Annotated in this window: 23 protein-coding genes; 9 read left to right on the plus strand and 14 right to left on the minus strand. The window is 65.3% G+C overall.

Annotated elements, in window-relative coordinates:
* Nucleotides 1-29: 29 nt before the first annotated feature.
* Nucleotides 30-1,125, minus strand: a protein-coding gene (gene prfB / locus ACYRGX_RS19540; RefSeq protein ID WP_473054089.1) for a peptide chain release factor 2 whose coding sequence is annotated in 2 segments (ribosomal slippage) — nucleotides 30-1,052 and nucleotides 1,054-1,125 — 1,095 coding nt in all. Because the reading frame shifts where the segments join, the coding sequence is not laid out codon by codon here.
* A gap of 234 nt (nucleotides 1,126-1,359) precedes the next feature.
* Here prfB and ACYRGX_RS19545 point away from each other — a divergent pair.
* Complete coding sequence (locus ACYRGX_RS19545; RefSeq protein WP_473054090.1) at nucleotides 1,360-2,982, plus strand: diguanylate cyclase domain-containing protein; 1,623 nt, start codon at nucleotides 1,360-1,362, stop codon at nucleotides 2,980-2,982.
* On the opposite strand, the gene ACYRGX_RS19550 is transcribed toward ACYRGX_RS19545, so the two are convergent.
* The gene (locus ACYRGX_RS19550) at nucleotides 2,979-3,659 is read right to left on the minus strand and encodes a tellurite resistance TerB family protein (protein WP_473054091.1); all 681 of its coding nucleotides are present in this window, start codon (nucleotides 3,657-3,659) and stop codon (nucleotides 2,979-2,981) included. The genes ACYRGX_RS19545 and ACYRGX_RS19550 overlap by 4 nt on opposite strands.
* 94 nt (nucleotides 3,660-3,753) lie before the next feature.
* Nucleotides 3,754-4,854 carry an NADH:flavin oxidoreductase/NADH oxidase gene (locus ACYRGX_RS19555; RefSeq protein ID WP_473054092.1) on the minus strand — a complete coding sequence of 367 codons (1,101 nt, stop codon included), beginning with the start codon at nucleotides 4,852-4,854 and terminating at the stop codon, nucleotides 3,754-3,756.
* Nucleotides 4,855-5,025: 171 nt separating this feature from the next.
* Between ACYRGX_RS19555 and ACYRGX_RS19560 the strand changes: the two genes are divergently transcribed.
* Both ACYRGX_RS19560 and ACYRGX_RS19565 read left to right on the plus strand, forming a co-directional pair.
* The gene (locus ACYRGX_RS19560; protein WP_473054093.1) at nucleotides 5,026-6,084 is read left to right on the plus strand and encodes an HlyD family secretion protein; all 1,059 of its coding nucleotides are present in this window, start codon (nucleotides 5,026-5,028) and stop codon (nucleotides 6,082-6,084) included.
* Nucleotides 6,084-7,115: a DUF2955 domain-containing protein gene (locus ACYRGX_RS19565; RefSeq protein WP_473054094.1), complete on the plus strand. Its 1,032-nt coding sequence runs from the start codon at nucleotides 6,084-6,086 to the stop codon at nucleotides 7,113-7,115. The genes ACYRGX_RS19560 and ACYRGX_RS19565 overlap by 1 nt, the downstream gene beginning before the upstream one ends.
* 189 nt (nucleotides 7,116-7,304) lie before the next feature.
* On the opposite strand, the gene recJ is transcribed toward ACYRGX_RS19565, so the two are convergent.
* The 7 genes from recJ to ACYRGX_RS19600 form a co-directional block, all read right to left on the minus strand.
* Nucleotides 7,305-9,014, minus strand: coding sequence for a single-stranded-DNA-specific exonuclease RecJ (recJ, locus tag ACYRGX_RS19570; RefSeq protein WP_473054095.1), 1,710 nt, complete (start codon nucleotides 9,012-9,014; stop codon nucleotides 7,305-7,307).
* A gap of 19 nt (nucleotides 9,015-9,033) precedes the next feature.
* Nucleotides 9,034-9,573, minus strand: coding sequence for a YaeQ family protein (locus ACYRGX_RS19575; protein ID WP_473054096.1), 540 nt, complete (start codon nucleotides 9,571-9,573; stop codon nucleotides 9,034-9,036).
* 271 nt (nucleotides 9,574-9,844) lie between these two features.
* Nucleotides 9,845-10,132, minus strand: a complete 288-nt coding sequence (locus tag ACYRGX_RS19580; protein WP_473054097.1) for a DUF3509 domain-containing protein — start codon at nucleotides 10,130-10,132, stop codon at nucleotides 9,845-9,847.
* A 288-nt stretch (nucleotides 10,133-10,420) separates the two neighbouring features.
* Nucleotides 10,421-12,061: a chaperonin GroEL gene (gene groL, locus ACYRGX_RS19585; protein ID WP_473054098.1), complete on the minus strand. Its 1,641-nt coding sequence runs from the start codon at nucleotides 12,059-12,061 to the stop codon at nucleotides 10,421-10,423.
* A 54-nt stretch (nucleotides 12,062-12,115) separates the two neighbouring features.
* Nucleotides 12,116-12,409 (minus strand): co-chaperone GroES, encoded by a 294-nt coding sequence (locus ACYRGX_RS19590; protein WP_473054099.1) that lies wholly within the window; start codon nucleotides 12,407-12,409, stop codon nucleotides 12,116-12,118.
* Nucleotides 12,410-12,613: 204 nt separating this feature from the next.
* Entirely contained in the window at nucleotides 12,614-13,066 is a 453-nt protein-coding gene (locus tag ACYRGX_RS19595; RefSeq protein ID WP_473054100.1) for an FxsA family protein, read from the minus strand.
* A 95-nt stretch (nucleotides 13,067-13,161) separates the two neighbouring features.
* Nucleotides 13,162-13,926, minus strand: coding sequence for a HugZ family pyridoxamine 5'-phosphate oxidase (locus ACYRGX_RS19600; RefSeq protein ID WP_473054101.1), 765 nt, complete (start codon nucleotides 13,924-13,926; stop codon nucleotides 13,162-13,164).
* A 36-nt stretch (nucleotides 13,927-13,962) separates the two neighbouring features.
* On the opposite strand from ACYRGX_RS19600, the gene ACYRGX_RS19605 reads away from it, so the two are divergent.
* Nucleotides 13,963-14,721 carry an SDR family oxidoreductase gene (locus tag ACYRGX_RS19605; RefSeq protein ID WP_473054102.1) on the plus strand — a complete coding sequence of 253 codons (759 nt, stop codon included), beginning with the start codon at nucleotides 13,963-13,965 and terminating at the stop codon, nucleotides 14,719-14,721.
* 62 nt (nucleotides 14,722-14,783) lie between these two features.
* On the opposite strand, the gene ACYRGX_RS19610 is transcribed toward ACYRGX_RS19605, so the two are convergent.
* A complete protein-coding gene (locus ACYRGX_RS19610) occupies nucleotides 14,784-15,797 on the minus strand; it encodes a DUF481 domain-containing protein (RefSeq protein WP_473056732.1) in 1,014 nt (337 codons plus the stop codon).
* Nucleotides 15,798-15,917: 120 nt separating this feature from the next.
* Here ACYRGX_RS19610 and ACYRGX_RS19615 point away from each other — a divergent pair, with 120 nt between their 5' ends.
* On the plus strand, nucleotides 15,918-16,271 hold the full coding sequence (locus ACYRGX_RS19615) for an MGMT family protein (RefSeq protein ID WP_473054103.1): 354 nt from the start codon (nucleotides 15,918-15,920) through the stop codon (nucleotides 16,269-16,271).
* 33 nt (nucleotides 16,272-16,304) lie between these two features.
* The gene (locus ACYRGX_RS19620) at nucleotides 16,305-17,846 is read left to right on the plus strand and encodes an AmpG family muropeptide MFS transporter (RefSeq protein ID WP_473054104.1); all 1,542 of its coding nucleotides are present in this window, start codon (nucleotides 16,305-16,307) and stop codon (nucleotides 17,844-17,846) included.
* 38 nt (nucleotides 17,847-17,884) lie between these two features.
* On the opposite strand, the gene ACYRGX_RS19625 is transcribed toward ACYRGX_RS19620, so the two are convergent.
* Both ACYRGX_RS19625 and ACYRGX_RS19630 read right to left on the minus strand, forming a co-directional pair.
* Nucleotides 17,885-18,997 carry an NADH:flavin oxidoreductase gene (locus ACYRGX_RS19625; protein WP_473054105.1) on the minus strand — a complete coding sequence of 371 codons (1,113 nt, stop codon included), beginning with the start codon at nucleotides 18,995-18,997 and terminating at the stop codon, nucleotides 17,885-17,887.
* Nucleotides 18,998-19,173: 176 nt separating this feature from the next.
* Nucleotides 19,174-19,659 carry an FKBP-type peptidyl-prolyl cis-trans isomerase gene (locus ACYRGX_RS19630; protein ID WP_473054106.1) on the minus strand — a complete coding sequence of 162 codons (486 nt, stop codon included), beginning with the start codon at nucleotides 19,657-19,659 and terminating at the stop codon, nucleotides 19,174-19,176.
* A 233-nt stretch (nucleotides 19,660-19,892) separates the two neighbouring features.
* On the opposite strand from ACYRGX_RS19630, the gene ACYRGX_RS19635 reads away from it, so the two are divergent.
* The 3 genes from ACYRGX_RS19635 to ACYRGX_RS19645 all read left to right on the plus strand — a co-directional run bounded on the left by ACYRGX_RS19635 (nucleotide 19,893) and on the right by ACYRGX_RS19645 (nucleotide 24,231).
* Nucleotides 19,893-21,080, plus strand: coding sequence for an acetate kinase (locus ACYRGX_RS19635; RefSeq protein ID WP_473054107.1), 1,188 nt, complete (start codon nucleotides 19,893-19,895; stop codon nucleotides 21,078-21,080).
* A gap of 61 nt (nucleotides 21,081-21,141) precedes the next feature.
* Nucleotides 21,142-23,232 carry a phosphate acetyltransferase gene (pta, locus tag ACYRGX_RS19640; RefSeq protein ID WP_473054108.1) on the plus strand — a complete coding sequence of 697 codons (2,091 nt, stop codon included), beginning with the start codon at nucleotides 21,142-21,144 and terminating at the stop codon, nucleotides 23,230-23,232.
* Nucleotides 23,233-23,337: 105 nt separating this feature from the next.
* On the plus strand, nucleotides 23,338-24,231 hold the full coding sequence (locus ACYRGX_RS19645; RefSeq protein ID WP_473054109.1) for an acyltransferase: 894 nt from the start codon (nucleotides 23,338-23,340) through the stop codon (nucleotides 24,229-24,231).
* A gap of 15 nt (nucleotides 24,232-24,246) precedes the next feature.
* On the opposite strand, the gene ACYRGX_RS19650 is transcribed toward ACYRGX_RS19645, so the two are convergent.
* A complete protein-coding gene (locus ACYRGX_RS19650) occupies nucleotides 24,247-26,391 on the minus strand; it encodes a putative bifunctional diguanylate cyclase/phosphodiesterase (protein ID WP_473056733.1) in 2,145 nt (714 codons plus the stop codon).
* Nucleotides 26,392-26,598: the final 207 nt, after the last annotated feature.

Genomic DNA, 26,598 nt, shown 5'->3' on the forward strand with positions numbered 1-26,598 from the left:
GGGCACGGGTGCCCGCCATTTCGAGGAGCTTAGAGCCCCTTCTTGAGGCTGGCTTCGAGGAACTCGTCGAGGTCCCCGTCCAGCACGCGATCGCAGTCGCTGCGCTCGATTTCGGTACGCAGATCCTTGATGCGGGACTGGTCCAGCACGTAGGAACGAATCTGGTGACCCCAGCCGATGTCGGACTTGGTGTCTTCCAGCGCCTGCGCGGCGGCGTTGCGTTTCATCATTTCCAGCTCGAACAACTTGGCGCGCAGCATCTTCATGGCGCGGTCCTTGTTCGCATGCTGGGAACGTTCGTTCTGGCAACTCACCACCGTGTTGGTCGGCAAGTGCGTGATACGCACCGCGGAGTCGGTGGTGTTGACGTGCTGACCACCGGCACCGGAGGAACGGTAGGTATCGATGCGCAGGTCCGCCGGATTGATCTCGATCTCCACGTTATCGTCCACCTCGGGGGCGGCGAACACCGCACAGAACGAGGTGTGGCGACGGTTGCCGGAGTCGAATGGGCTCTTGCGCACCAGGCGGTGTACACCGATCTCGGTACGCAGCCAGCCGAAGGCATACTCGCCACGCACGTGCACGGTGGCACTTTTGATGCCCGCGACCTCGCCCTCGGAGAGTTCGACGATCTCGGCATCGAAGCCGTGCTTGTCGGCCCAGCGCAGGTACATGCGCAGTAGCATGTTGGCCCAGTCCTGGGCCTCGGTGCCGCCGGAACCGGCCTGGATGTCGAGGTAGGCGTTGCTGGCGTCCATCTCGCCACTGAACATGCGGCGGAACTCGAGCTTCTCGAGGGTCTCGCGCAGGCGCGCGACCTCCGCGGCGACGTCGTTCACCGCGCCTTCGTCGTTTTCCTCGACCGCCATGTCGAGCAGGTCGCGGGAGTCGGACAGACCGCCGGTGAGCTCATCCAGGGTTTCAACCACCTGCGCCAGCTGGGCGCGCTCGCGGCCCAGATTCTGGGCGTATTCGGGGTTGTTCCAGACGTTGGGATCTTCCAGTTCGCGGTTGACTTCGGTCAGCCGATCAGCCTTCTGATCGTAGTCAAAGATACCCCCTGATCACCTGGGTACGCTCGGACAGGTCCTTGATGGCATTGACGATCGGGTTGATTTCCATGGCTCGGGCACTCTCGGGCGGGGGAAGTCGGTCGACGTGACGCAGGCTGCGGCACGTGGCGTCTTCGCCGGTTGCAGAAAAGCCCAGTAGTATACCCCAGACACGTAGGCCGGTCAGCGCAGGTGGCAACGGCCATTCCATCTCAGGTGACAAGATTCCGCACCATCCCGGTGTGTATCGCCTATTTTTAATCAGCCCCTCGGGCTTTCCTCTGAATCTTCGCGGAGCAGCAAGATGCATTTGCCGCGCAGCCTACGCAGTCGTTTCGCCCTCTTCGTGGCGTTACTGGTAGGCCTTCTGAGCCTGGCACTGGCGAGTCTGATCGGCGATAACTCCAGCCGAAGGCTACGCGAGGACATTGGCGCCAACCTGCATGAGCAGGCGCTGCTGATGGTCGAGCAGCTCGACCGTGACATGGCTACGCGCGCAGGATTCATGACCGTCCTGTCTTCCCTGCGCGCGCTGCGCGAACAGAACGTGCACGAGATACGCAACCTGCTCAATCGCCTGCAGACGCAGATCCCGAGCATGGCGTGGCTCGGCTTCACCGACCCCACGGGCAAGGTCATGGCCTCGGCCGACGGCCTTCTCGAAGGCGTGGACATTTCCCAGCGCCCGGTCTACCAGGAAGGTCGCAAGGGCCTGTTCATCGGCGACGTTCACGACGCCTTGCTGCTCGCAAAACTGCTCCCCAACCCCAGCGGCGAACCCATGAAGTTCGTCGACATCAGCCTGCCGGTATACGACCGTGAAGGCCTGCTCGCTGGCGTACTGGCCTGCCATCTGTCCTGGTCCTGGGCCGAGCAGGTTCGCCAGTCATTGCTGGCGCCGGCTCAAGACCGCCGGCACGTGGAATTTTTCGTCCTCGGTCACGACGACACCGTGCTGCTCGGCCCGAAGACGATGCAGGGGCAGACCCTGCAGCTGCCGTTGCTCGAGCAGAACGAAGGCTGGGGCGTGCAAAAATGGCCCGGCGGGCAGTTCTACCTCACCGGCGTAGCCTCTAGCCACGGCTATCAGGACTACCCGGGCCTGGGCTGGCGCGTGGTTGCCCGCCAGAGCCTCGATGAAGCCTACGCGCCCGCCCATGAACTGATGCGCCAGACGCTGCTCTGGGGCGCCGTACTGGCGCTGATCTTCGCCTTCCTCGGCTGGCTCGGCAGCGCGTATGTGACGCGCCCGCTGCGGCGCCTGGCGCGTGCGGCGGAGCACCTGGCGGATGGCCGCGCCACGGTGATACCGGAGCTGCAGAGTCCCCGGGAGATCGCACGCCTGAGCCGTGCCATCCGACATCTGGTCGAAACGCTGACGCATCAACACAACGTCCTCGGCGCCATGGAAATCCAGGCTCACCAGGACCCCCTCACCGGCTTGCCGAATCGCGCCGCACTGACCCGTTACCTGCAGCACGCCAGCCAGGAATGCCGCGTACAGGAACAGTGCCTGGCGTTTCTCTATCTCGACCTGGACGGTTTCAAGCCGGTCAACGACCAGCATGGACATGCGGCAGGCGACGAACTGCTGAAAGTCGTCTCCCGCCGCCTGCGCGACTGCCTGCGCGAGCACGACCTGATCGCGCGCCTGGGCGGCGACGAGTTCCTCATGGTGCTACGGGTATCCTGTGCCGAACCCACCGGCCAGGCCAGGCAGGTCGCAGAACGCGCACTGGCAGCGATCGGCCTACCGATCGAGCTGAGCGTGGGCGAGGTGCAGGTCGGCTGCAGTATCGGCGTTTCGCTGTGGCCCGAGGACGCGGAGCAACTGGAGCAGGCCATGAAGAAGGCCGACCAGGCGTTGTACCGCGCCAAGCAGGCGGGACGGCGGCGTATCGAGTTCCATGCCGAGGCGGCCGTCTAGGCCACCGCAGCGCGGACCTGGCGTTCCAGCTCGGCCTTGAGCGCAGGCTCAAGCCCGAGGCGACGCGCCAGTTCGTCCAAATAGACGCGCTCCATGAACTGTTCCTCGTCGACCATCATCACGCTGGCCAGGTACATCTCGCTGGCCATTTCCGGACTGCGCGCGACGCTCGCCACCTCCCGCGGATCGAGTGGGCGGTCGATCTCGTCATTCAGCCAACGCTGCAACTGCGGGTCGGCGGACAGCTCGCCGAGCTGCTGCTGGAGCAGCTGTTTCTCCCGTGTATCGATGTGTCCATCCGCCTTGGCCGCGGCCACCAGCGCCTTGAGTACGGCCTGACCGTGTTCCTCGGCCTCCTCCGGCGGCACCCGGTCGAGGGTGCGCGGCTCGAACACCGGCACGCCACGTTGCGCCTGCCAGTTGCCATAGGCCTTGTAAGCCAGCACACCGAGCGCCGCCAAACCACCGTAGGTGAGCACCTTGCCTCCAAGCTTGCGCGCGCTCTTGTTTCCCAGCAGCAAGCCCAGGGCGCTCGCGCCAAGGGCACCGCCACCGACGCCCTTGAGCAGGCTGCCCATATCCCCCGTCGAGGAAACTGAGGCCTCTTTGCCGGTGCGCTGGGCGAGCAACTCCTGACCGGAGCGAAGCAACTGGTCGAGCAATCCACGACTGTTCATGGGGCAGGTCTCCACAGGCAAGTTACCCGTGGGACTCTACCTGCAGCCCCGGCAAGCCGGGGCCTGGCATTGCTTCGGGATATTGCGATGCCGCTCAGGACAATGGTTTGCGCGCTGGCGTATCACGGTGGGCGGCGCGCAAGTACTGGGCCGGCCAGGAAACTTCCGGCTCGTGCAATGCCTCGCCCGCGTGCAACGCCCAGTACGGCTCGCGCAACAACTCGCGGGCGAGCAGGATCAGGTCGGCCTGCCCGGTGCGCAGGACGTGCTCGGCCTGCACCGGCTCGGTGATCATCCCCACCGCGCCACTGGCGATGCCAGCGTCCTGGCGCACACGCTCGGCGAAACGCGTCTGATAGCCGGGGCCGACCGGTATTTCCGCCTGCGCCGAGCTGCCGCCGGACGACACGTCGATCAGATCCACCCCGAGCGCTGCCAGGCGGCGCGCCAGCTCGACGGTCTCCTCCAGGTGCCAGCCATCGTCCACCCAGTCGGTCGCGGAGAGACGCACCAGCAACGGCAACTGCGCGGGCCAGACACCCCGCACCGCCTCGCAGACCTCCAGCAACAGGCGGATGCGGTGGTCGAAACTGCCGCCATAGGCGTCGTCACGACGATTGGAGAGCGGCGAGAGGAACTGATGCAGCAGGTAACCATGCGCGGCATGCACCTCGGCGACCTTGAAACCCGCCGCCAGCGCGCGCTCGGCAGCGGCCACGAAGGCCGCGCGCACGTCGGCCAGGCCAGCGTCGTCGAGCGCCGCCGGTACCGCATGCTGCGGGTCGAACGCCACTGCGGAAGGTGCCACCGGCGTCCAACCGCCCTCGTCGATCGGCACGCTACCGTGTCGTCCCGACCAGGGCCGCCAGGTGCTGGCCTTGCGTCCGGCATGCGCCAGCTGGATACCGGGCACTGCGCCCTGGCTCTCGATGAAGCGGGTGATGCGTGCCAGCGGTTCGACCTGCGCATCGTTCCACAAGCCCAGGTCCTGCGCGGTGATGCGCCCCTCGGGCAATACCGCGCAGGCCTCGGTGAGAATCAACCCCGCGCCACCGACCGCGCGACTGCCCAGGTGTACCAGATGCCAGTCGTTGGCCAGCCCATCCTCGGCCGAGTACTGGCACATTGGCGAAACGGCGATACGATTGGGCAAGGTCAGCTGGCGCAACGTCAAAGGTTCGAAAAGAAGGCTCATGGTGCACTCCAGGCAGGTGACTTCCTCTATAGCTTAGGCTGCCTACGGCGGCAGGGAGCGCAGATCGTCGTGCATAGGGAACGCTGCATTGCCGAAAACGCCAACAGTGCAGGCACGAGCATCCGCTAGAATTCCGCCGCTCTCCCTCCGCTGTGCTGCACGAGTCCTGTCATGACCCCCGATCAACGCTTCGCCCGTGGCGTGAGCCTGGCGATCGCCCTGTTCGTCGTCCTCTTCCTTTATTTCCTGATCGCCGACCTGTGGATGCCCTTGACGCCCCAGGCGCAATTGACCCGCCCCGTGGTACGCCTGGCGCCTCGGGTCTCCGGCCAGGTACTGGAGGTGGCGGTGCAGAACAACGCCCACGTCAGCGCCGGAGAGCTGATCTTTCGCCTCGATCCGGAACCCTTCCGCCTGGCCGTACGCCAGGCCGAGCTGGCCGTGGAGGAAGCGCAACGCACCAACCTGGAACTGGACGCCTCCATCGCCTCCGCCCAGGCCGGACGGCAGGCGGCGCAAACCACCGCGGATGAGGCCGATCGCGAAGCCCAGCGGGTGCGGGTGCTGATTTCCCAGTCCAATGTCTCGCGCCAGTTGCATGACCAAACCCTGGCCCGCGCGCGCACCGCCCACGCTGAGCTGGCCGCCAGCGAAGCGCGCCTGCGCGAACTCCAATCGCGCCGTGGCGAAACCGGCGAGGACAACCTGCGCATTCGCCAAGCACGCAATGCCCTGGCCCAGGCACGTCTGCAATTGAGCTACAGCGAGGTCCACGCAGACCGCACCGGCACCCTGAGCAACCTGCAACTCACCCCGGGCGCCTATGTCGCCGCGGGCCAGCCGGTGGCTGCGCTGGTCGACGACCGCATCGACGTGATCGCCGACTTCCGCGAGAAAGCACTGCGGCACGTCGCGCCCGGCGATCGCGCCAGCGTGGTGTTCGACGCCCGCCCTGGCGAGCGTTTCCCCGGTAGCGTGGCCAGCATCGATGCCGGCGTCCGCAATGGCCAGCTCGATGCCAACGGCGACCTCGCCGCTCCCGTCGACTCCGACCGCTGGGTGCGCGATGCCCAACGCCAGCGGCTTCACATCGTGCTCGACCAGCCGCCGCAACCGATGCTGCCCACAGGGGCCAAGGCCACCGTCCAGTTGTATCCGGGCGGCACACTGAGCCAGCTGTTCGGCGGGCTGCAGATCTTCGCCATCAGCCTGCTGCACTACGTCTACTGATGGGCAACAGGCGCCTGAGCCGCAACGACCTGCGTCAATGCCTTCGCCTCGCAGGTGGCGGCACCCTGGGCTTTACCCTGTGCAAACTGATGGGCTGGGATTACGGGGCCTTCTTCGGTGTGTTCCCGGTGTTGCTACTGGGGCTCACGCCTACCATCAATCCCCATGTGCTTCGCCAGTTCCTCGCCAGCACCTCGCTGCCGTGCCTGGAAGTACTGGTGATCCAGGGACTGTTCGGCGACAACCCGGGTCTGATGATCCCGCTGGTGTTCGGCCTGTTCCTGTTCCGCTTCTGGCTGATGGCGATGGGGCCGATGTTCATGTTCGGCGCCCTGAGCACGGTTTTCCTCTCCATGCTGCTGCATTTCGCCAGCTATCCGCAGGTGAACGTCTACGACATGGTCGCCAGCAATCTGGTGGCGAGCTGGGTGACGGTGCTGATCGCCGGACTGATGTTCCTGTTGTTTCCCGACGTGGAGCCGCGCCCGCCACGCAAACCATCACCCAAGGATGCCGCCACCCGGCGCCACGAGACGCTGCTCGGCGCCACGGTGGCGACCCTGTCGTTCATCGTCTTCCAGTGCTTCGACCTGCGCGATTCGCTGTCGGCACAGATCGCCTCGATCCTGGTGCTGTTCCCCATGCATTGGAAAGGCGTGCACTTCGCCGGCCGGGTGCGGGCGCAGGGCACACTGCTCGGCTGTGCTTTTGCCGTCGGCCTGCAGGTACTGCTCTACGACTACTACGACATGCTGCCGCTGGTGGCCATCCTGCTGTGGGTCGCGAGCATGTACTGCGCGCGCCAGCACATGTACGAAAAGGGCATGCCGGGCATCGGCTTCGGTGCGCTGACCACCTTGGCGATCGTCTTCGGCCAATACCTCAGCCACGACCACGACATGATGTACAGCGCGCTCTACCGCCTGAGCTCCGTGTGCTTCGCGGTACTCGCGACACTGGTGGTGGTGTTCGTCCTGCATCGCCTGCTGGACTGCTTCGAGGCGACACGCCACGTCAGCGCGCGCGGTTAGGGTCTGTTGAGGTTTCGTTCGCGAGCCGCGGATGGCCGCCCCGCGTTCTCGCCAAAAATGACCTGCGGTTAGGCGCAGGACGCCGCCAATGACCAGACTGGCCGTGTCATCCCTTGGCAAGTCCTGCAACGACAGCGCAGGCCATTTCTGGCACAACCCGCAGGGCCGTGAACGAAACGTCAACAGACCCTAGCGCGGCGCCAGGTGCGAGACCATCAACTGCACGCTTTCGCGTCCCATGTATTCGTTGACGTCCAGGCGATAGGCCAGCTCCACCCAGCGCAGCGTCGGGTTGGGCCATAGCTCGCGGTCGACGTTGAAGGCGATCGCATCGAGTTCGCGGGTACCGCACTCCGTGCGCACGGTGAGCTTGAGGTGACGCTCCTTGAGCAGACGCTGCTGGACGATCTGGAAGGTGCCATGGAACAGCGGCTCCGGAAAATGCTGACCCCAGGGGCCGGCATGGCGCAGCGCTAGGGCCAGTTGCAGATCGAACTCCTCCGCTGTGAGCTGGCCATCGGAAAGCAGTCGACCCGTGAGATCGTCCGCACTCAGCTGGCGTCGCACTTCCGCATCGAAAGCCTCGGAGAATGAGTCAAGCGCGCCCTGCGCCAAAGACAAACCGGCAGCCATCGCATGCCCGCCGAACTTGGCGATCAACCCGGGATGACGGGCCGCCACGGCATCCAGCGCATCGCGTATATGGAAGCCTGGCACCGAGCGTGCGGAGCCCTTGAGCATGCCCTCCCCCGCGTCGGCGAAGGCGATCACCGGGCGGTGGTAGCGCTCCTTCAGGCGTGAGGCAAGGATGCCGATCACGCCCTGGTGCCAATCCGCCTCGAAGACGCACAGGCCGAACGGCAACTCGCCCTCGGGCAGATCCTTGAGCTTGGCCAGCGCCTCGCGCTGCATGCCCTGCTCGATGGCTTTGCGATCCTGGTTGAGCTCGTCCAGTTGTACCGCCATCTCACGCGCCAGGTCGGCATCCTCGCAGAGCAACAGTTCGATACCGATGCTCATGTCGTCCAGACGCCCGGCGGCGTTCAATCGCGGGCCCAGGATGAAGCCCAGGTCGCTGGAGGCGATCCGTCGATGGTCACGTCGGGCCACCTCCAGCAACGCCAGCAGGCCGGGCCGTGCCAGGCCCTTGCGAATCCGCGCCAGGCCCTGGTGGACCAGGATGCGGTTGTTGGCATCCAGTGGCACCACGTCGGCGACACTGCCCAGCGACACCAGGTCGAGCAGCTCGGCGAGGTTCGGCTCGGCGCGTTCGGCGAACCAGCCTGTCGTGCGCAGACGTGCACGCAGTGCCAGGAGCACGTAGAAGATCACGCCGACACCGGCCACGCACTTGCTGGGGAAGGCACAGCCGGGCTGGTTGGGATTGACGATGGAGTCCGCCGCTGGCAGCTCCGCTCCCGGCAGGTGGTGGTCAGTGACCAGTACCGAAAGTCCGGCCGCCTTTGCAGCGGCAACGCCCTCCACGCTGGAGATGCCGTTGTCCACCGTCACCAGCAGTTGTGGCTCGCGTTGCAAAGCGACGGCGACGATCTCCGGCGTCAGGCCATAGCCGTACTCGAAACGGTTCGGTACCAGATAGTCGACATGCGCCGCGCCCAGCGCGCGCAGGCCGAGCACCCCGACCGCGCTGGCGGTGGCGCCATCGGCGTCGAAGTCGCCGACGAAGAGGATGCGCTGGCGCGTCTGCAGAGCGTGCTCCAGCAGATCCACCGCCGCCTCGATGCCCTTGAGCTGGGCGTAGGGAATCAGCCGCGCCAGGCCCTTGTCGAGTTCCTCGGGATGGCGCACACCACGCGCCGCGTAGAGGCGCTGCAGCAAGGCAGGCAGGTCACCCAGGTCGGGCAACTGCGCCGGCAGTGGACGTAGATCGATATGCATGGGTATCAGACCGTTCCGCTCAACGCTCGCCCTGCAACCACGCCAGGGGAATGGCGTGCTGGCCGTGCGCGTCGGAGACGAACAGCTCGCCGTCGCTGATCATCAGGCTCCAGGAAATCGAGCGCGGCAGATCCGTGGACAATTCCGCCAGCGCCTCCTGGCCCAGCGCGGCGACATTGACGTTCTTCAGGTTGCGGACACCCGGCAGGATCTTCTCCTGCCAGACCCGCAGATTGCCGTAGGCCAGCAGGCTGAAGCGCTCGCAGCGACGCGAGCACCAAGTGATGCGCTCGGCATCCGGCTGACCGACTTCGATCCAGTGCAGCACGCGATCGTCCAGGCTCTTCTCCCACAGGGCCGGCTCGTCGACGTCCGACAGTCCACGGCCGAAACCCAGCCCCTCGGCGTACCAGAGCCCGTAGGCGATCAGCCGTACCGCCAGGCGCTCCTCGGTCTCCGAGGGATGGCGAGCGACGGTGAAACGCAGGTCCTGGTAGACGCCGCGGTCGATGTCGGTAATGTTCAGGTCGACCTTGTAGGGGGTCGCTTGCAGGGCCATTGGGGAATATCCGCGAAAGGTGAGCCGGTCAGTCTACCGGCAGCGGCGGTGGGCAGGAAGCGAACCGGCTTAGCACCGGCAAAAAGAAACCCCGAGCCGTGGGGGAGCGGTCTCGGGGCTCAAGCTTCCGGCCGCGTGGGGGGAGTTGGCCGGACGACGTCACGGATCTGGGAGCGATAGATCATGCCGTCTTGCAATCTATGACCGGACCGTACAGCCACCGTTCAGCCAATCCGATGGACGGTGCTGCAGCGGCCCCAGGCGGGCGGACTCAGCGCAGCGTGCCGTAGCTGCGCACACGATCACTGCCCCGGAGGCTGGCGATGACATCCGGCGCCAGTCGCCCCTGGTGGACCAGCAGATCACGCAGGACGCTGTCCACGACGTCGGTCAGCAAGCGGCGATCCTGCCATTGGGCGCGCTGGATGACCCGGGTCAGGATCACCTCGCCGCTCTCGTCCAACAGGCTCAGCGGCTTACCACCATCCGGGCGATCAGCGCCCAACACCACTCTGTAAGGCGCCAGCGCCTCCACCAAGAGCTCCGTAGTCTGTTCCATGGCGAATCTCCAAGCGATTGATGGCAAAGGTAAAGCTTGGACACGTGCCGCTTCGCTTGGTTCTTTTAGGCACTACCGTGCCGACCTGCAGAAGTCGGCCAGAATGCGCTTGAGCGGAGCGAAACCCATCAGTCTCCGTCGATGGGTTTCGGGCTACGCCCTCAACGCCATTCCACGAGGTGGCGCGCATGAAAAAGCCCCGGCCACAAGGGCCGGGGCTTTCGCTGGCTGTGCCGGCAAAACCGGCACCGCAAGGGTCGGCCGGCGAACCGGCCAGGCAGGGCTGCCTTACATCATGCCGCCCATGCCACCCATGCCACCCATGTCAGGCATGGCCGGGGCCGCCTTGTCTTCCGGGATGTCGGCAACCATCGCTTCGGTGGTGACCATCAGGCCACCGATGGAAGCGGCCGCCTGCAGCGCGGAACGGGTGACCTTGGCCGGGTCGAGGATGCCCATTTCGATCATGTCGCCATAGGTGTCGTTGGCCGCGTTGAAGCCGAAGTTGCCCGAACCCTGCTTGACTTTGTCGACCACTACGCTCGGCTCGCCACCAGCGTTGGCAACGATCTGACGCAGGGGTGCTTCGACAGCGCGACGCAGCAGAGCGATACCGACGTTCTGGTCTTCGTTCTCACCGGTCAGCGCGTCGATGGCCTGCAGGGCGCGCACCAGGGCAACACCACCGCCAGGCACCACGCCCTCTTCCACTGCAGCGCGGGTCGCGTGCAGGGCGTCTTCGACGCGGGCTTTCTTCTCTTTCATCTCGACTTCGGTGGCAGCACCAACCTTGATCACGGCAACACCGCCAGCCAGTTTGGCCAGACGTTCCTGCAGCTTCTCACGGTCGTAGTCGGAAGTGGTTTCCTCGATCTGGGCGCGAATCTGCTTGATGCGCGCTTCGATGTCGGCCTGCACGCCGGCGCCGTCGATGATGGTGGTGTTTTCCTTGTTCAGGACCACACGCTTGGCGTTACCCAGGTGCTCCAGGGTGGCGCCTTCCAGGGACAGACCGACTTCCTCGGAGATGACGGTACCGCCGGTGAGGATGGCGATGTCCTGCAGCATGGCCTTGCGGCGATCGCCGAAGCCCGGTGCCTTGACCGCAGCGACCTTGACGATGCCGCGCATGTTGTTGACCACCAGGGTGGCCAGGGCTTCGCCTTCGACGTCTTCGGCGACGATCAGCAGCGGGCGACCCGCCTTGGCGACGGATTCCAGCACCGGCAGCAGTTCGCGGATGTTGGAGATCTTCTTGTCGACCAGCAGCAGCAGCGGGCTGTCCAGCTCGGCGACCATGGTGTCGGGCTTGTTGATGAAGTAGGGCGACAGGTAGCCACGGTCGAACTGCATGCCTTCCACGACCGACAGTTCGTTTTCCAGGCCCGAGCCTTCTTCGACGGTGATGACGCCTTCTTTACCGACCTTCTCCATGGCCTCGGCGATGATCGCGCCGATGGACTCGTCGGAGTTGGCGGAGATGGTGCCTACCTGGGCGATGGCCTTGAAGTCGGCGCACGGCTTGGACAGGTTCTTCAGCTCGGCGACGATGGCGGTGGTGGCCTTGTCGATGCCGCGCTTGAGGTCCATCGGGTTCATGCCGGCGGCGACGGACTTCAGGCCTTCGTTGACGATGGCCTGGGCCAGCACGGTGGCGGTGGTGGTGCCGTCACCGGCGGCGTCGTTGGCCTTGGAGGCCACGTCTTTCACCAACTGGGCGCCCATGTTCTCGAACTTGTCTTTGAGTTCGATTTCCTTGGCGACGGAGACGCCGTCCTTGGTGATGGTCGGCGCGCCGAAGGACTTGTCCAGCACCACGTTGCGGCCTTTCGGGCCGAGGGTGGCTTTGACGGCATCGGCCAGCACGTTGACGCCAACGAGCATTTTCTTGCGGGCGGAATCGCCGAATTTGACTTCTTTAGCAGCCATGTTGATGGATCCTCAATTCTTCGAATGTTGAACGCTGGATAGACGCGAAATAGATCAGGCTTCGACGACGGCGAGAATTTCGCTCTCGTTCATCACCAGCAACTCTTCGCCGTCGACTTTGACGGTGTTGCTGCCGGAGTACGGGCCGAAGACCACTTTGTCACCCACTTTCACGGCTACCGGGCGAACTTCGCCGTTGTCCAGAACGCGACCGGTGCCTACGGCGACCACTTCGCCACGGTTCGGCTTCTCGGCAGCGGAGCCCGGCAGCACGATGCCGCCAGCGCTCTTGGTCTCTTCTTCGCTGCGACGAATCACGACGCGGTCATGCAGAGGACGAAGCTTCATTGTCGATCTCTCCCAACTGTGTTTTTCCAGGCCGGCATCTTTGCCAGCGGGTTAGCGTTTCCGGCTTGGGCCGGGGGCGAGCCGCTCGAGCGACTCGCCAGAACTGTCCCATCACGCGACAGGAACCTTGCGGTGTCCGCTACATAAGGTCGGGCGGGAGCATTTCAAGGGGCTGAGTGAGAAATTTTCCACCCAGCGGCCGAATCAGTCGTCGCGACGCTCGTACTCGCCCTCGATGACGTCCGGTCGATGCGGGCCCTGACGGGGGGCATCGGGCTGGTCAGCGAACGCCGCGCGTCGACGGTTCTGTTCCTCGATACGGCGGCGCAACTGGCCGAGGAAGAGGTTGCGGGTGAACGGCAGCAGGCACAGCAGGCCGATGACGTCGCTGATGAAGCCCGGCAGGATCAGCAGAACGCCGCCCAACGCCATGAACAGGCCGTCGAGCACTTCGCGATCGGGCAGCTCGCCGCGCGCCAGGCGCTCGCGCGCGCGCAACGCAGTGGCGAGCCCCGCCAGACGCAGGATCAGCGAGCCGAACAATACGCCGGCGACGATCAGCAGCAACGTGGCGAGCACGCCAATGGCGCTGCCGACCTTGATCAGCACCGCCAGCTCGAGCAGGGGGAAGAGGATGAACAGCAGCAATAAAGGCATCAGGGGACTTCCACGGGTCTGTAGGGCTGTCACGTGCTGATTAGTTGGCGCCGGCAAGGGCCGAATTCAAGTCCCCCGGACGTGCAGCTGTTTCGTCATGCTTCGGCAGGCTCTGGCCAGCGCTCGGCACGCGCCAGCGTCACCAGCGCCTGACGCACCTCCTGCGCAGTAGCGCAAGGCGCGGGGAAACGCAGCCAGTACAGGCGCTCACCGATACGCAGGTGGAAGCCTTCGCGGTCGACGCCGACCATCTGCGCCGGCACTTGCGCCGGCAGGTCGGCCAATGCCACGTAGTGGGCGATGGCCTCGGCGTGATCGGCGTTCATGTGCTCGACCATGCCGATCTCCACGGCGCCCGCAAACGGGTTGTCGAGCTGCACGCGGTCCAGCCAGTGGATGTCGCCGAAGCCGGCAATGAAACGCCAGCGCTCGGGCTGCAGCACCCAGAAGTCGAAATCGTGGACGCGATGGTAGTCCCGCGACTGAGGAAAATAACGGTAGTAACGCGTCGCCGCGAGCTCGATCTGCTCCGGGTCCTGCAACGGACGCGCACGCGCCATGAGCGTCAGGCGACCGGCCGCCTGGATATCGTCAGCATCGCGTTGCCCGACCAGCAGCGAGCATTTCTCGTCCGCCTCCAGGTTGCGCGTGTGCTGGGCGATGCGGCTGATGAGGATCAGCGGGCGGCCTTCGCCATCCAGGCAATAGGGCACTACCGAGCCAAACGGGAAACCGGGCATTTTTTTCGACAGCGTACTGAGCACGCCCTGGTATTCCCCGAGCAGCATCTCTCGGGCATTCTGGATCGCTTCCACGCCATACTCCTCTAAGGCCTGTGCACCACGACGGGCATTCAGCATAGCAGTCCGTACGGGACAAAAAAGAAAGGAACCTGCATGCAGCTTCGAGACAAAGTAATCCTCATCACCGGTGCGGGCCAGGGCCTCGGTCGCTCCATGGGCGAAGCCCTGGCGGCCAAGGGCGCTCGCCTGGCGCTGGTAGACCTCAACAGCGAGCGCCTGGAGGAATCGGTGCGTGCCTGCCAGGCCGCCGGAGGCGAGGCGCGTGCCTATGCCTGCAACGTCGCCGACGAGGGCCAGGTGCAAATGATGGTGGCCAAGGTCGCCAGCGACTTCGGCGCCCTGCACGGCTTGGTTAACAATGCGGGCGTACTGCGCGACGGGCTGACGGTGAAGGTCCGCGACGGTGAGATTTCCAAGATGAGCCTGGCGCAATGGCAGGCGGTGATCGACGTGAATCTCACCGGGGTGTTTCTCTGCACCCGTGAAGTGGCGGCGAAGATGATCGAGCTGCAATGCCAGGGGGCGATCATCAACATCTCTTCGATCTCCCGCGCAGGCAATCCCGGACAGGCCAACTACTCCGCGGCCAAGGCCGGGGTGGCGGCCGACACCGTGGTGTGGGCCCGGGAACTGGCGCGCCACGGCATCCGTGTCGCCGGCGTAGCGCCGGGCTTCATCGAGACGCAGATGACCGCGGGCATGAAGCCCGAAGCGCTGCAGAAGATCACCGCGGGCATTCCCCTGGGGCGCATGGGGCTGCCGCAGGAAATCGCCCACTCGGTGATCTATCTGTTCGAGAACGACTACTTCACCGGGCGCATCCTGGAACTGGACGGCGGTCTGCGTCTGTAACGAAGAAAAAGGCCCGCTCGGATGAGCGGGCCCTGGCGTACGTGAAGACGACAGTCCGTGGCTTACCAGCCGACCCCGAAGCCCAGCATGTAGCGGGTTTCGTCCAGCTCACCATCGTCCGCGCCGGAAACGATGTCACGCTCGGCACGCATGTTCAGTGAGGCCCAGTCGGTCACCTTGTAGCGCAGGCCCGCCTCGGCATCGAGCGCGTAGTCGGCCGCGGCGCCGCCTATGGGTCGCCCTACCTCGCCGGTGGTGAACAATTCCACCGTCTTGCCGACCAGATAGCGGTTGTAGTCCCATTTCACCGCCAGGGAATAGAAACGGTCCTTCTCGCCGTTGGCATACTCGTAGTCACTGCGGTTGAGCAGACCGGCGACCGAGAAGGCGCCCAGCTCGTTGTCCCAGAACTGATGACCCGGGCCGGTACCGACGGTCACCTGCTTGCGCAGGTCTTCGACATTGTCGTGATCGTAGGAAAGACGCCCCTGCCAGAACCACTTTTCGGTGAGGAAACGGTCCAGGGCGTACTCCACCTGGTAGTTGTCGGTGACCTCGACGTCGTCGGTGGTTTCGCGGTTGTATTCCGCCTTGGCGTTGTGCCGCCAGAAGCCATGCCGGGCCTTGGTGTTGAAGGCCACGTTGTAGTCGTCGGTATCGCTGTCGGCGCGCTTGTAGTCCAGCGCAACGTCGACGTTGCCGGTCCAGGTCAGGTCGGTGACCACAGGTTTGGGCCGGATCAACTGCTGAATGGACGCCAGCTCGACGGTCTGCGGCCCCGCGCCGTTATCCAGCACCACCTTCCCTGCATCCTCGGAGCGCCCGATCGACTTGGCCACTTCGCCGCCGTATTCGCCCTGGCGCACGAGCAGCGGCTGGTCGGTTTCAAGCGTGGTCACCTGGTCCCAGGCCACGGGAATCGAACCCCCGTAGCTGGTATCGACCAGGAGCTTGCCGCCGTCGAGCAGCCGCACGGTACCGGTCAGACGATCGCCGTTCTTCAACCAGACGGTATCGGCGAAACTGGCGGAGCACGCTCCGCACAGCGCGAGGGAAACGAGGGAGCGGGATAGCAGTAAATTCATCGTCAGTAAGGCACTCGCTGAGTAAAAGACTCTGGCATTATCCGCACGAGCTCCCTGCGGACAAGGCTGCGACCCGTCCAGGCGGGGAAAAGTTCGCCAACGGAGGCACTGATGCCCGATTTTTCCCTCCTTTCGGACGAGGCCTCTCAGACGCGTCGAGAGGCGCTCTACCTGACCCTGCAGCAGGTCCCGGCCGGGCACGTCGTGGCCTATGGGGAACTCGCCCGCCTCGCCGGACTGGGGCGCGCTGCCCGCTGGGTCGGACGCACCCTGTCCCAGTTGCCCGATGGCAGCCGCCTGCCCTGGCACCGTGTGATCGCAGCCGACGGCCGGTTGAGCCTGCCGGCAGGCAGCCCCTCCGGGGCCGAACAGCGCGCACGCCTGCGCGCCGAAGGCATTGTGCTACTGAACGATCGTGTGGATATGCGCCGCTACGGCTGGCGTCCGACGGAGTCCTGCGGTTAGAGTGCGCCCTTTGCCGTACGCACGTTTGAATCAATGAGTCGAAGAAGCTGGCGCGAAGCCCTGCAAGCCTATGCTAGTCCGGCGACCCTGGCGCTGTTACTGCTCGGCTTCGCAGCCGGCCTGCCTTATATGCTGGTGTTTTCCACCCTCTCCGTGTGGTTGCGCGAGGCCGGGGTGTCGCTGGAAGCCATCGGTTACGCCAGCCTGATCGGCCTGGCCTATGCCTTCAAGTGGATGTGGGCTCCGATGCTCGACCAGTGGCGCCTGCCGCTGCTGCACCGCCTGGGCCGTCGGCGCTCCTGGCTGGTGCTCTCGCAAACCGCCGTGATCCTCGGCTTGCTGGCCATGAGTCAGTGCGACCCGCAGCAACAGCTTCCGGCGCTGATCGCCATCGCGGTCGTGGTGGCCTTCGCCTCGGCCACCCAGGACATCGCGGTGGATGCCTATCGCCTGGAGATCGCCGAGGACACGCGCCAGGCCGCGCTGGCCGCCAGCTACATGGCCGGCTATCGCGTCGCCGCGCTGCTCGCCACCGCCGGCGCACTGTATTTCGCCGGCTGGTTCGGCTCCACCAGCGGCGCCTACCTGGCCAAGGCCTGGAGCAACACCTACCTGGTGTTCGGCCTGCTGATGCTGCCCGGACTGCTCACCAGCCTGTGGATGCGCGAACCACGGCTCCCCGAGCAGAGCGAGCGCCAGGTCGTGAGCTACCGGCTGAGCCACCAGATGGTCTCGGTCCTGGTACTGACCGTACTGATCGTCTCGGTCCCGGCCTTCGTCACCCAGTTGTACAAGACCGACTTCTACGAGGCGTTCTTCGAGAACCACAGCCCCTTCAGCCTGATCACCGAGGACCGTGCCTTCCTCCGCGCGCTGATGTACGGCATCTTCCTGCTGCTGTGCCTGTCCTCTCTCGGCCGCCGCGGCCTGGCTCCGGTGCTTACTCCGGTCAACGACTTCATCCAACGCTATCGCTGGCAAGCGTTGCTGATGCTCGGGCTGATCGCCACCTACCGCATGTCGGACACGGTGATGGGCGTCATGGCGAACGTCTTCTATATCGACATGGGTTTCACCAAGGAGCAGATCGCCAGCGTCAGCAAGCTCTTCGGGCTGATCATGACCCTGCTCGGCGCCGGCGCCGGCGGCCTGCTGATCGTGCGCTTCGGCATCCTGCCGATCCTCTTCATCGGCGGCCTGGCTTCGGCGGCGACCAACCTGATGTTCGCCCTGCTCTCGGGCATGGGCGCCAACCTGGACATGCTGGTACTGACCATCAGTGGCGACAACTTCAGCTCCGGCCTGGCCACCGCCGCGTTCGTCGCCTACCTGTCGAGCCTCACCAACCTGAAGTTCTCGGCCACCCAGTACGCGCTGCTCAGCTCCATCATGCTGCTCCTGCCACGCCTGATCGGCGGCTACTCCGGCGCCATGGTGGAGAAGATGGGCTACGCGCACTTCTTCGTCCTCACCGCGCTGCTGGGCGTCCCGACCCTGATATTGATCGCCCTGCAGTGGGGACGTGAACGCGGGCGCGACGGCAAGCCGGCGTCCACTCGGACCGAGGGCGAATAGCCCGTTCCGTTCAGGGCGTGCCCTGAACGAAAGGTCGACTAGTCCAGCCGCCCCAGCAGCTCGCGACTGAACGGCAGGATTTCCGCCTCGCGGCCCTCGCGGACCTTGTTCGCCCATTCGGCGTCGGCGATCAGGGCTCGGCCCACCGCCACCAGGTCGAATTCTCCCGCCTCCAGGCGTTGCAGCAGGTCGCGGATGTCCGCCGGGCGGTTGACTTCGTTGCTGCCGGCGAATGCCTGCATGAAGTCACCTCCTTCCAGGGCTACGCTGCCGACGCTGATCGTCGGCTTGCCGGCCAGGCGCCGCGTCCAGCCTGCCAGGTTGAGGGAAGACCCTGCGAACTCCGGCTCCCAGAAGCGCCGCGTCGAGCAATGGAAGATGTCCACCCCGGCATCGCTCAGCGGCGCGAGGAAGTCCGCCAGTTCCTCGGGGCTCTGCACCAGACGCGCGGAATAGTCCTGCTGCTTCCATTGCGAAAAGCGGAAGATGATCGGGAAATCAGGCCCGACGGCCGCCCGCACGGCACGCAGGATCTCCACGGCAAAGCGTGAGCGGTTCTCCAGACTCCCACCATAGCCGTCCTCACGCTGGTTGCTGCCCGCCCAGAAGAATTGGTCGATCAGGTAGCCATGCGCGCCGTGAATCTCCACGCCATCCATGCCGATCTCCCGGGCGGCCAGCGCGGCATCGGCGAACGCCTGCACCACGGCATCGATATCGGCCTGGTCCATGCCGCGCACCAGCAACTGCCCGTCCTTGCGCTTCTCCATCGGCCCATAACCGGGCACCGTCGGGTCCGGGTCGGCGCCCAGGCGCCGCACGTTGCCCACGTGCCAGAGCTGCGGGACGATCCGCCCGCCTTCCGCATGCACCGCCTCCACCACGCGGCGCCAGGCTGCCAGCGCGTCCTCGCCGTGGAAGCGCGGAACCCGTGGATAACCGTTGGCCGCCAGATGGTCGACCGTGGTGCCCTCGGTGACGATCAGACCGACACCGCCGGCGGCACGTCGCCGGTAATACTCAACGACATCCGCGCCCGGCACGCCACCTGGCGAGAAGTTGCGCGTCATCGGCGCCATCACCACACGGTTGGGCAATTCCAGCGAACCGAGCCGAAAAGGCTCGAAGAGGGCCTGGATAGGGGCGGACATGGCAACTCCTGCAGCAAGGGGAAAGCCTCCAGCCTAGGCTTTCCAAGCAGGCGCGGGCCAGCATCATTGATCAACCTGATCGCACGTCAGAAGCCATGAGCGGCACCAACCGGACGCCAGGAACGAGGAAGGCGCCCGTAGGCGCCTTCCCGATGACCGCTGATCGCCAGAGCGACTCAGTGGTGATGTCCGCCTTCGCCATGCACGTGGCCGTGGGCGACTTCTTCAGCGCTGGCTTCGCGCACGTCGACCACGGTGACGTCGAAGTTCAGGCGCTGGCCGGCCAGGGGGTGATTGCCGTCGACGATCACGTCGTCGCCGTCCAGTTCGCGGATGGTGACGATCTGCATGCCGCCGTCCGGAGCAGACGCGTGGAACTGCATGCCCACGGCCAGTTCGTCGACGCCTTCGAACATCGAACGATTGAGGGTGGCGACCAGCTCGGCGCTGTATTCGCCGTAGGCCTGCTCGGGCTCGACGGCGACCTTGACGTTGTCACCGGCCTGCTTGCCTTCCAGCGCCTTTTCCAGGCCGACGATAATGTTGCCAGCACCGTGCAGGTAGACCAGCGGGGCATGACCGGCGGAGCTGTCGATCACCTCACCGGCGTCATTGGTCAGGGTGTAATCGATGGAGACGGCCTTGTTGGCTGCGATCTGCATAGGGCAGGAACCTTTCTCGAGAGTATTTGAAGGGGAATTGTAAACGTCCCCCCGGACGATTGCGAACCCGACAGGGCGTCACCGGTCTGTGCAGTAGCGACCTTTACGCAGCAGGGCTACCCTGCTACCTCAGCGCCGCCCTGCCCCACCAGGGGTCCTTGATTTCCGTCAGGATCGCCCACGGCGCCAACTGGCAGTCTTGCGCCGCACGCGTCCGGACCCTAGGAGTACCGATGCCCTCTCGCAACATCTTGGTGATCAACTGCGGTAGTTCGTCGATCAAGTTCGCCCTGGTCAACGAGGGCCGACCCCAATTCGCCATCAGCGGCCTGGCCGAGCGCCTGGGTGGCGCCGAGGCGATGCTGCACTGGCAACGCAACGGCGAGAAGCAAAGCCTGCAGATCCCCGACGGCGACCATCGCGCCGCCCTCGCGCAATTGCTACCGATGGTGCAGCAGGCGGCGGATGGCGCGCTGCACGGCATCGGCCATCGCGTGGTGCATGGTGGCGAGCACTTCACTGCCGCCTGCCGCCTGGACGAGAGCGCGATCGCCGCGATTTCCGCCACCGCGCCGCTGGCGCCGCTGCACAACCCCGGCCACCTGCAGGGCATCGAGGCGGCGATGAAGCTGTTCCCCGAACTGCCCCAGGTCGCGGTGTTCGACACCGCCTTTCACCAGAGCATGCCGCCCCATGCCTATCGCTACGCAGTCCCCGAGGCGCTCTACCGCGAGCACAGCGTGCGTCGCTACGGCTTCCACGGCACCAGCCACCGCTATGTCGCGCACCGAGCCGCGGAACTGAGCGGCCTGTCCAGTGGCGACAGTTGCTGGCTGTCCGCGCACCTGGGCAACGGCAGCTCGACCTGCGCCATCGTCGACGGCCAGAGCCGCGATACCAGCATGGGCCTGACCCCGCTCGAGGGCCTAGTAATGGGCACCCGCAGCGGTGACGTCGACCCCAATTTGCACAGCCATCTGGCGCGCACCCTGGGCTGGAGCCTGGAGCGCATCGACCGCATGCTCAACAACGAAAGCGGCCTGCTCGGTCTGTCCGGTCTGTCCAACGACATGCGCACCCTGGAACAGGCGCGCGAGAACAACCACCCCGGCGCGACCCTGGCGATCGAGGTGTTCTGCTATCGCCTGGCCAAATCCCTGGCGGCGATGAGCTGCGCGCTACCGCGCCTGGACGGGCTGATCTTCACCGGCGGCATCGGCGAAAACTCGCCGCTGGTGCGCTCGCGCACCTGCGGCCACCTGCGCCTGCTGGGCCTGGCGCTGGACCAGCAGGCCAACGCGACCTGCGTACGCGGGGTTGCCGGACCGATCCATGCGGCGGGTTCGCCGCGGGTACTGGTCGTACCCACCAACGAAGAACGACAGATCGCGCTGGACACCCTCGCGCTGCTCGACGAATAACCCGTACCGAGGCGGCCGGCCTGCCCCGGCGGCCCCTCGGCCCTGACGGAACCCGCCTTCCATGCATACTTTCTTCATCGCACCGACCGGCTTCGGCGTGGGTCTCACCTCCATCAGCCTGGGCCTCGTGCGCGCGCTGCAGCGCGCCGGCCTGAAGGTCGGTTTCCTCAAGCCGATCGCCCAGCCCCACCCGGGCGACGAAGGTCCGGAGCGCTCCAGCGAACTGGTAGCCCGCACCCACGGCCTGAAGTCGCCACGCCCCCTGGACCTGTCCCACGTCGAGCACCTGCTCGGCGACGGGCATCTGGATGACCTGCTCGAGGAAATCGTCAGCCTCTACCAGCAGGCGGCCGAGGGCTACGACGCCGTGATCGTCGAAGGCATGGTGCCGACCCAGCAGGCCAGCTACGCGGCACGGGTGAACCAACACCTGGCGCGCAGCCTGGATGCCGATGTGATCCTGGTCTCGGCACCGGAGGAGGAAAGCCTGACCGAGATGGTCGACCGCCTGGAAATCCAGGCCCAGCAGTTCGGCGGCCCCAAGGACCCGAAACTGATCGGCGTGATCCTCAACAAGGTGCGCGCCGACGATGGCGTCGACGCCTTCATCGAGCGTCTGCGCGGCGAAGGCTCGCTGTTGCACGGCGAGAACTTCCGCCTGCTCGGCTGCATCCCCTGGAGCGACGAGCTCAACGCGCCGCGCACCCGTGACGTCGCCGACCTGCTCGGCGCCCGCGTGCTCAATGCCGGAGACTACGAGCAGCGGCGCGTCGGCAAGATCGTGCTCTGCGCCCGCGCCGTGCCCAACACCGTGCAATTGCTCAAGCCCGGTGTACTGGTGGTCACCCCCGGCGACCGCGACGACATCATTCTCGCCGCCAGCCTAGCGGCGATGAACGGCGTGCCCTTGGCCGGACTTCTGCTATGCAGCGACTTCTCGCCCGATCCACGCATCATGGAGCTGTGCCATGGCGCCCTGCAAAGCGGACTGCCGGTGCTCACCGTCCCCACCGGTTCCTATGACACGGCGACCAACCTCAACCGCATGAATCGCGAGATCCCGGTGGACGATCGCGAGCGCGCCGAGAAGGTCACCGAGTTCGTCGCCGGCCACATCCAGCACGACTGCCTGGTGCAGCGCTGTGGTGACCTGCGCGAGGTACGCCTGTCACCACCGGCGTTTCGCTATCAACTGGTGCGCCGGGCGCAGCAAGCGGCGCGGCGCATCGTCCTGCCAGAGGGCGCGGAACCGCGCACCGTGCAGGCTGCGGCGATCTGCCAGGCCCGCGGCATCGCTCGCTGCGTGCTGCTGGCCAAGCCGGAGGACGTGCACAAGGTCGCCGCCGCCCAGGGCATCGAACTGCCCGAAGGGCTGGAGATTCTCGATCCGGACCTGATTCGCCCGCGCTACATCGAGCCCATGGTCGAGCTGCGCAAAGGCAAGGGACTGAACGCGCCGATGGCCGAGCAGCAACTGGAGGACAGCGTGGTGCTCGGGACCATGATGCTCGCCCTCGACGAAGTGGACGGCCTGGTCTCCGGCGCGGTACACACCACCGCCAACACCATCCGTCCGGCGCTGCAACTGATCAAGACGGCGCCCGGCTATCAACTGGTGTCCTCGGTGTTCTTCATGCTGCTGCCCGACCAGGTGGTGGTCTACGGCGACTGTGCGGTGAACCCGGATCCGGATGCCGCGGCACTGGCGGAAATCGCCATCCAGAGCGCCGACTCGGCCGCCGCCTTCGGTATCGAGCCTCGGGTGGCGATGATCAGCTACTCCACCGGCGACTCCGGGAGCGGTGCGGAGGTGGAGAAAGTGCGCGAGGCCACCCGTCTGGCTCGCGAGCAGCGTCCCGATCTATTGCTCGACGGCCCGCTGCAATACGACGCGGCAGCGATCGAGAGCGTGGGTCGGCAGAAGGCCCCGAACAGTGCGGTGGCCGGTCGCGCTACGGTGTTCGTCTTCCCCGACCTGAATACCGGCAATACCACCTACAAGGCGGTGCAGCGCAGCGCCCGGGTGGTGAGCGTCGGGCCGATGCTACAAGGCCTGCGCAAGCCGGTGAACGACCTTTCCCGCGGCGCACTGGTCGAAGACATCGTCTATACCATCGCCCTGACGGCGGTACAGGCAGTCGGTCGGGAGTAGGCGTCGCTCCTCTGGCGATAGCGACTTTTCGCTGGAGGATGCTTGCAGTTAGCCGCCCAATCGTTAACCTTGGCGCCGCCCTATCCTAGCGAGGCTTCCGCCCCGATGCTCATACACTTCCCCGCGCCGCTGCGTGGTACGTTCGCCGCACTGGTACTCGCGCTCAACACCCTGTTCTGGTGTTGGCCGCTGTTCGCGGTGACCCTGGTCAAGCTATTGCTACCGTTCCGCGCAGTGCGCGAAGGCCTCAACCCGCTGGTCAGCTTCATCCAGGAGTCCTGGATAGCCATCAACAACGCCTGGATACGCCTGGTCGGGCGCACGCGCTGGCAGGTATCCGGCGGCGAGCAACTGGATTACCAGCATTCCTACCTGGTCACCAGCAACCACCAGAGCTGGGTGGATATCCTGGTGTTGCAGTTCATCTTCAACCGGCGCATCCGCCCACTGAAGTTCTTCCTCAAACAGCAACTGATCTGGGTTCCGGTGATCGGCGCATGCTGGTGGGCGCTGGATTTCCCATTCATGCAGCGTTATTCCAAAGCCTACCTCGCCCGCCACCCGGAGAAACAAGGCAAGGATCTGGAGACCACCCGCCGCGCCTGCGAGAAGTTCCGCCACCACCCCACCGGCATCTTCAACTTCCTCGAAGGCACGCGCTTCACCCAGGCCAAGCATGACGAACAGGCCTCGCCCTATCGCCACCTGCTCAAGCCCCGGGCCGGCGGTATCGCCTTCGTCCTCGATGCGATGGGCGAGCAGTTGCAGTCGCTGGTGGACGTCACCATCCACTACCCGGACGGCGCACCGAGCTTCTGGTCGCTGATGTGCGGCCGCGTGCGCCAGGTGGTGGTGAAACTGCACGAGCGGAACATTCCTGGACAGTTCATCGGTCGTCGCTACGACAGCGACGAAGGCTACCGGCAGGCCTTTCAGGAATGGGTCAACGCCCTCTGGCGGGAGAAGGACGACGAGCTGCAACGCCTGAAAGCCCTCTAGGGCCTGTTCCTTCCTTCAGGCGCCAGGTTCCAGGATCTGTTGCGGCGCACTCCAGTCGATCTGCATCGGAAAGCGCCGCGCCCGCTCCAGCGGCAATGCCGGGGAGACCAGGAAGCCCTGCATTACCTGGCAGCCGTGGTCGACCAGCCACTGCCGCTGGGCCTCGGTTTCCACGCCCTCGGCAATGACCTCCAGGCCAAGCTCCGCGGCGAGCTTGATGATGGTATTGACCACGGCCGCATCCTTCGGCGAGTCGAGCATGTTGGCGATGAACAAGCGATCGATCTTCAGGGTGTCCAGCTCGAAGTGTCGCAGGTAAGCCAGTGACGAATAACCGGTACCGAAGTCGTCGATGGCGATCTTTACCCCAAGCCGGCGCAATTGACGCAGTTGTTCGCGGGTTACGTCCACGTCCTGGACCAGCGCCGATTCGGTGACCTCGACCTCCAGCTGGCAGGCGCGCAGGCCACTGTGTTCGAGGGCTCGGCGCAAGGCGTCGACGAGCATCGGCTGGGCGAACTGCACCGGACTGACGTTGATGCTCACCATCAGCTCGCTGCCGAACGACGGCCACTGGCTGCAATGCAGGGTGCCGGTCTCGAAGACCCATTCGCCGAGGCGATTGATCAGTCGAGTCTCCTCCAGCAGCGGGATGAACACCGAGGGCTCGACGGCCCCCGCGAGACGGTGGTTCCAGCGCAGCAAGGCTTCGAAGCCGCGCACACGGCCGTCGAGCAGGTGGATCTGCGGCTGGTACACCAGGGAGAACTCTTCACGTTCGATGGCGGTGCGCAGGCTTTCCTCGAGCATCAGTCGCGAGCGTGCGCGTCCGTTCATTTCCGCCGAGAAGAACCGGTATTGCTGACGTCCGGCACGCTTGGCCTCGTACATGGCCATGTCGGCGGCGCGCAGCAAGGCCTCGCCCTCTTCCTCTCCCCCGGGATAACAGGCGATGCCGATGCTCGCGCCGAGCGTCACCTCCACGCCATCGATGGTGTAGCGTCCGGCGATCGCCTCGATGAGCTTCTCCGCCACCTTCGCGGCATCCTCGGGATGGCCGAGGGAATCGAGCAGTGCGGTGAACTCGTCCCCGCCCATCCTCGCCAGCAGGTCGTAGGGCCGCAGACAACGCTGCAGTTGCCCGGCGACGTTGCGCAGGATCTGGTCGCCAGCGGTGTGACCGAGGGAGTCGTTGATACGTTTGAAACCGTCCAGATCGATGTAGAGCACCGCCAGGTAGTCACCGGGACGGCGGTCGTGGCGTAGCAACGCCTGCTCCAGGCCCTGGTTGAAACCGCGGCGGTTGGCCAGACCGGTCAGTGCATCGGTGACAGCCTGGGACGCTAGCTGCGCGTGCAGGTTGCGCACCATCGACATGTCCAGGGCAATCACCACCATGGCGTTCTGTGGCCGAGCCAATGGCGAGCAGGACAGCGTCACCGGTACCGCCGTGCCACTCTTCGAACGCAGGCTGGCATCGTGCAGACGCAGGACCTCGCCCCGTTGCCAGGCATGAAGGAAATCCGATTCGTCCCATTCCTCGCCCATCACCGGGAGCAGCACATGGCTGAGCAGCGGGCTGCCGCGCAGACTCTGCGCCGGGCAGCGCAGCATCTCGGCGATGGCCGCGTTGGCATAGCTGATGACGCCCGCCTCGTCGACCACCATGATGCCTTCGGAAGCGTTCTCCAGCACCGAGGTACTGAACGCACGCTCGCGCTCGAGCTGCTGGCTGAGCAACTGCAACTCGCGGCGGCTGCGCTCGTGATCGAGCAGCGACTCCACCTTGTGCCGCAGGACCTGAGGATCGAAGGGCTTGAGAATGAAGTCCATGGCGCCGGTCGCATAGCCACGCAGCACGGCTTCGCTGTTGTGGTCGACGGCGGAGACGAAGATGATCGGTGTGAAGCGTGTGCGCGAGTTGCCGCGCATCAGCTTCGCCACCTCGAAGCCATCCATGCCCGGCATCTGCACATCCAGCAGGACCAGCCCGACATCCTCGTCGAGCAGACATTGCAAGGCCTGTTCGCCGCCATTGGCGGTACGCACGACCCAATCACCACTACCCAACAACGCACGCATGGCGAGGAGATTCTCCTCGCGATCATCGACCACCAGCAGCGTCTGGGCTGGGGGCCTGGAGCGCACGGACTCATCCATCGAGTGCGACAGCATTCTCACGTCCCTCCAATGGACGGCTCGACCCGGATCATCCCTGCCTTGGAACACAATCAAGCACGAAAAAGCTGATCGTCGATCCCTGCAGGAGCGAGGGCCGCGTACCGTCCTCGTTCCACCGGGCAACCACTCCGAAGGAGTATGGCACAGCGCCAGCCAACCGGCGTTGAGCGGTGCTAACCGGCGGTC

Source organism: Pseudomonas sp. R4-15 (assembly GCF_055768815.1).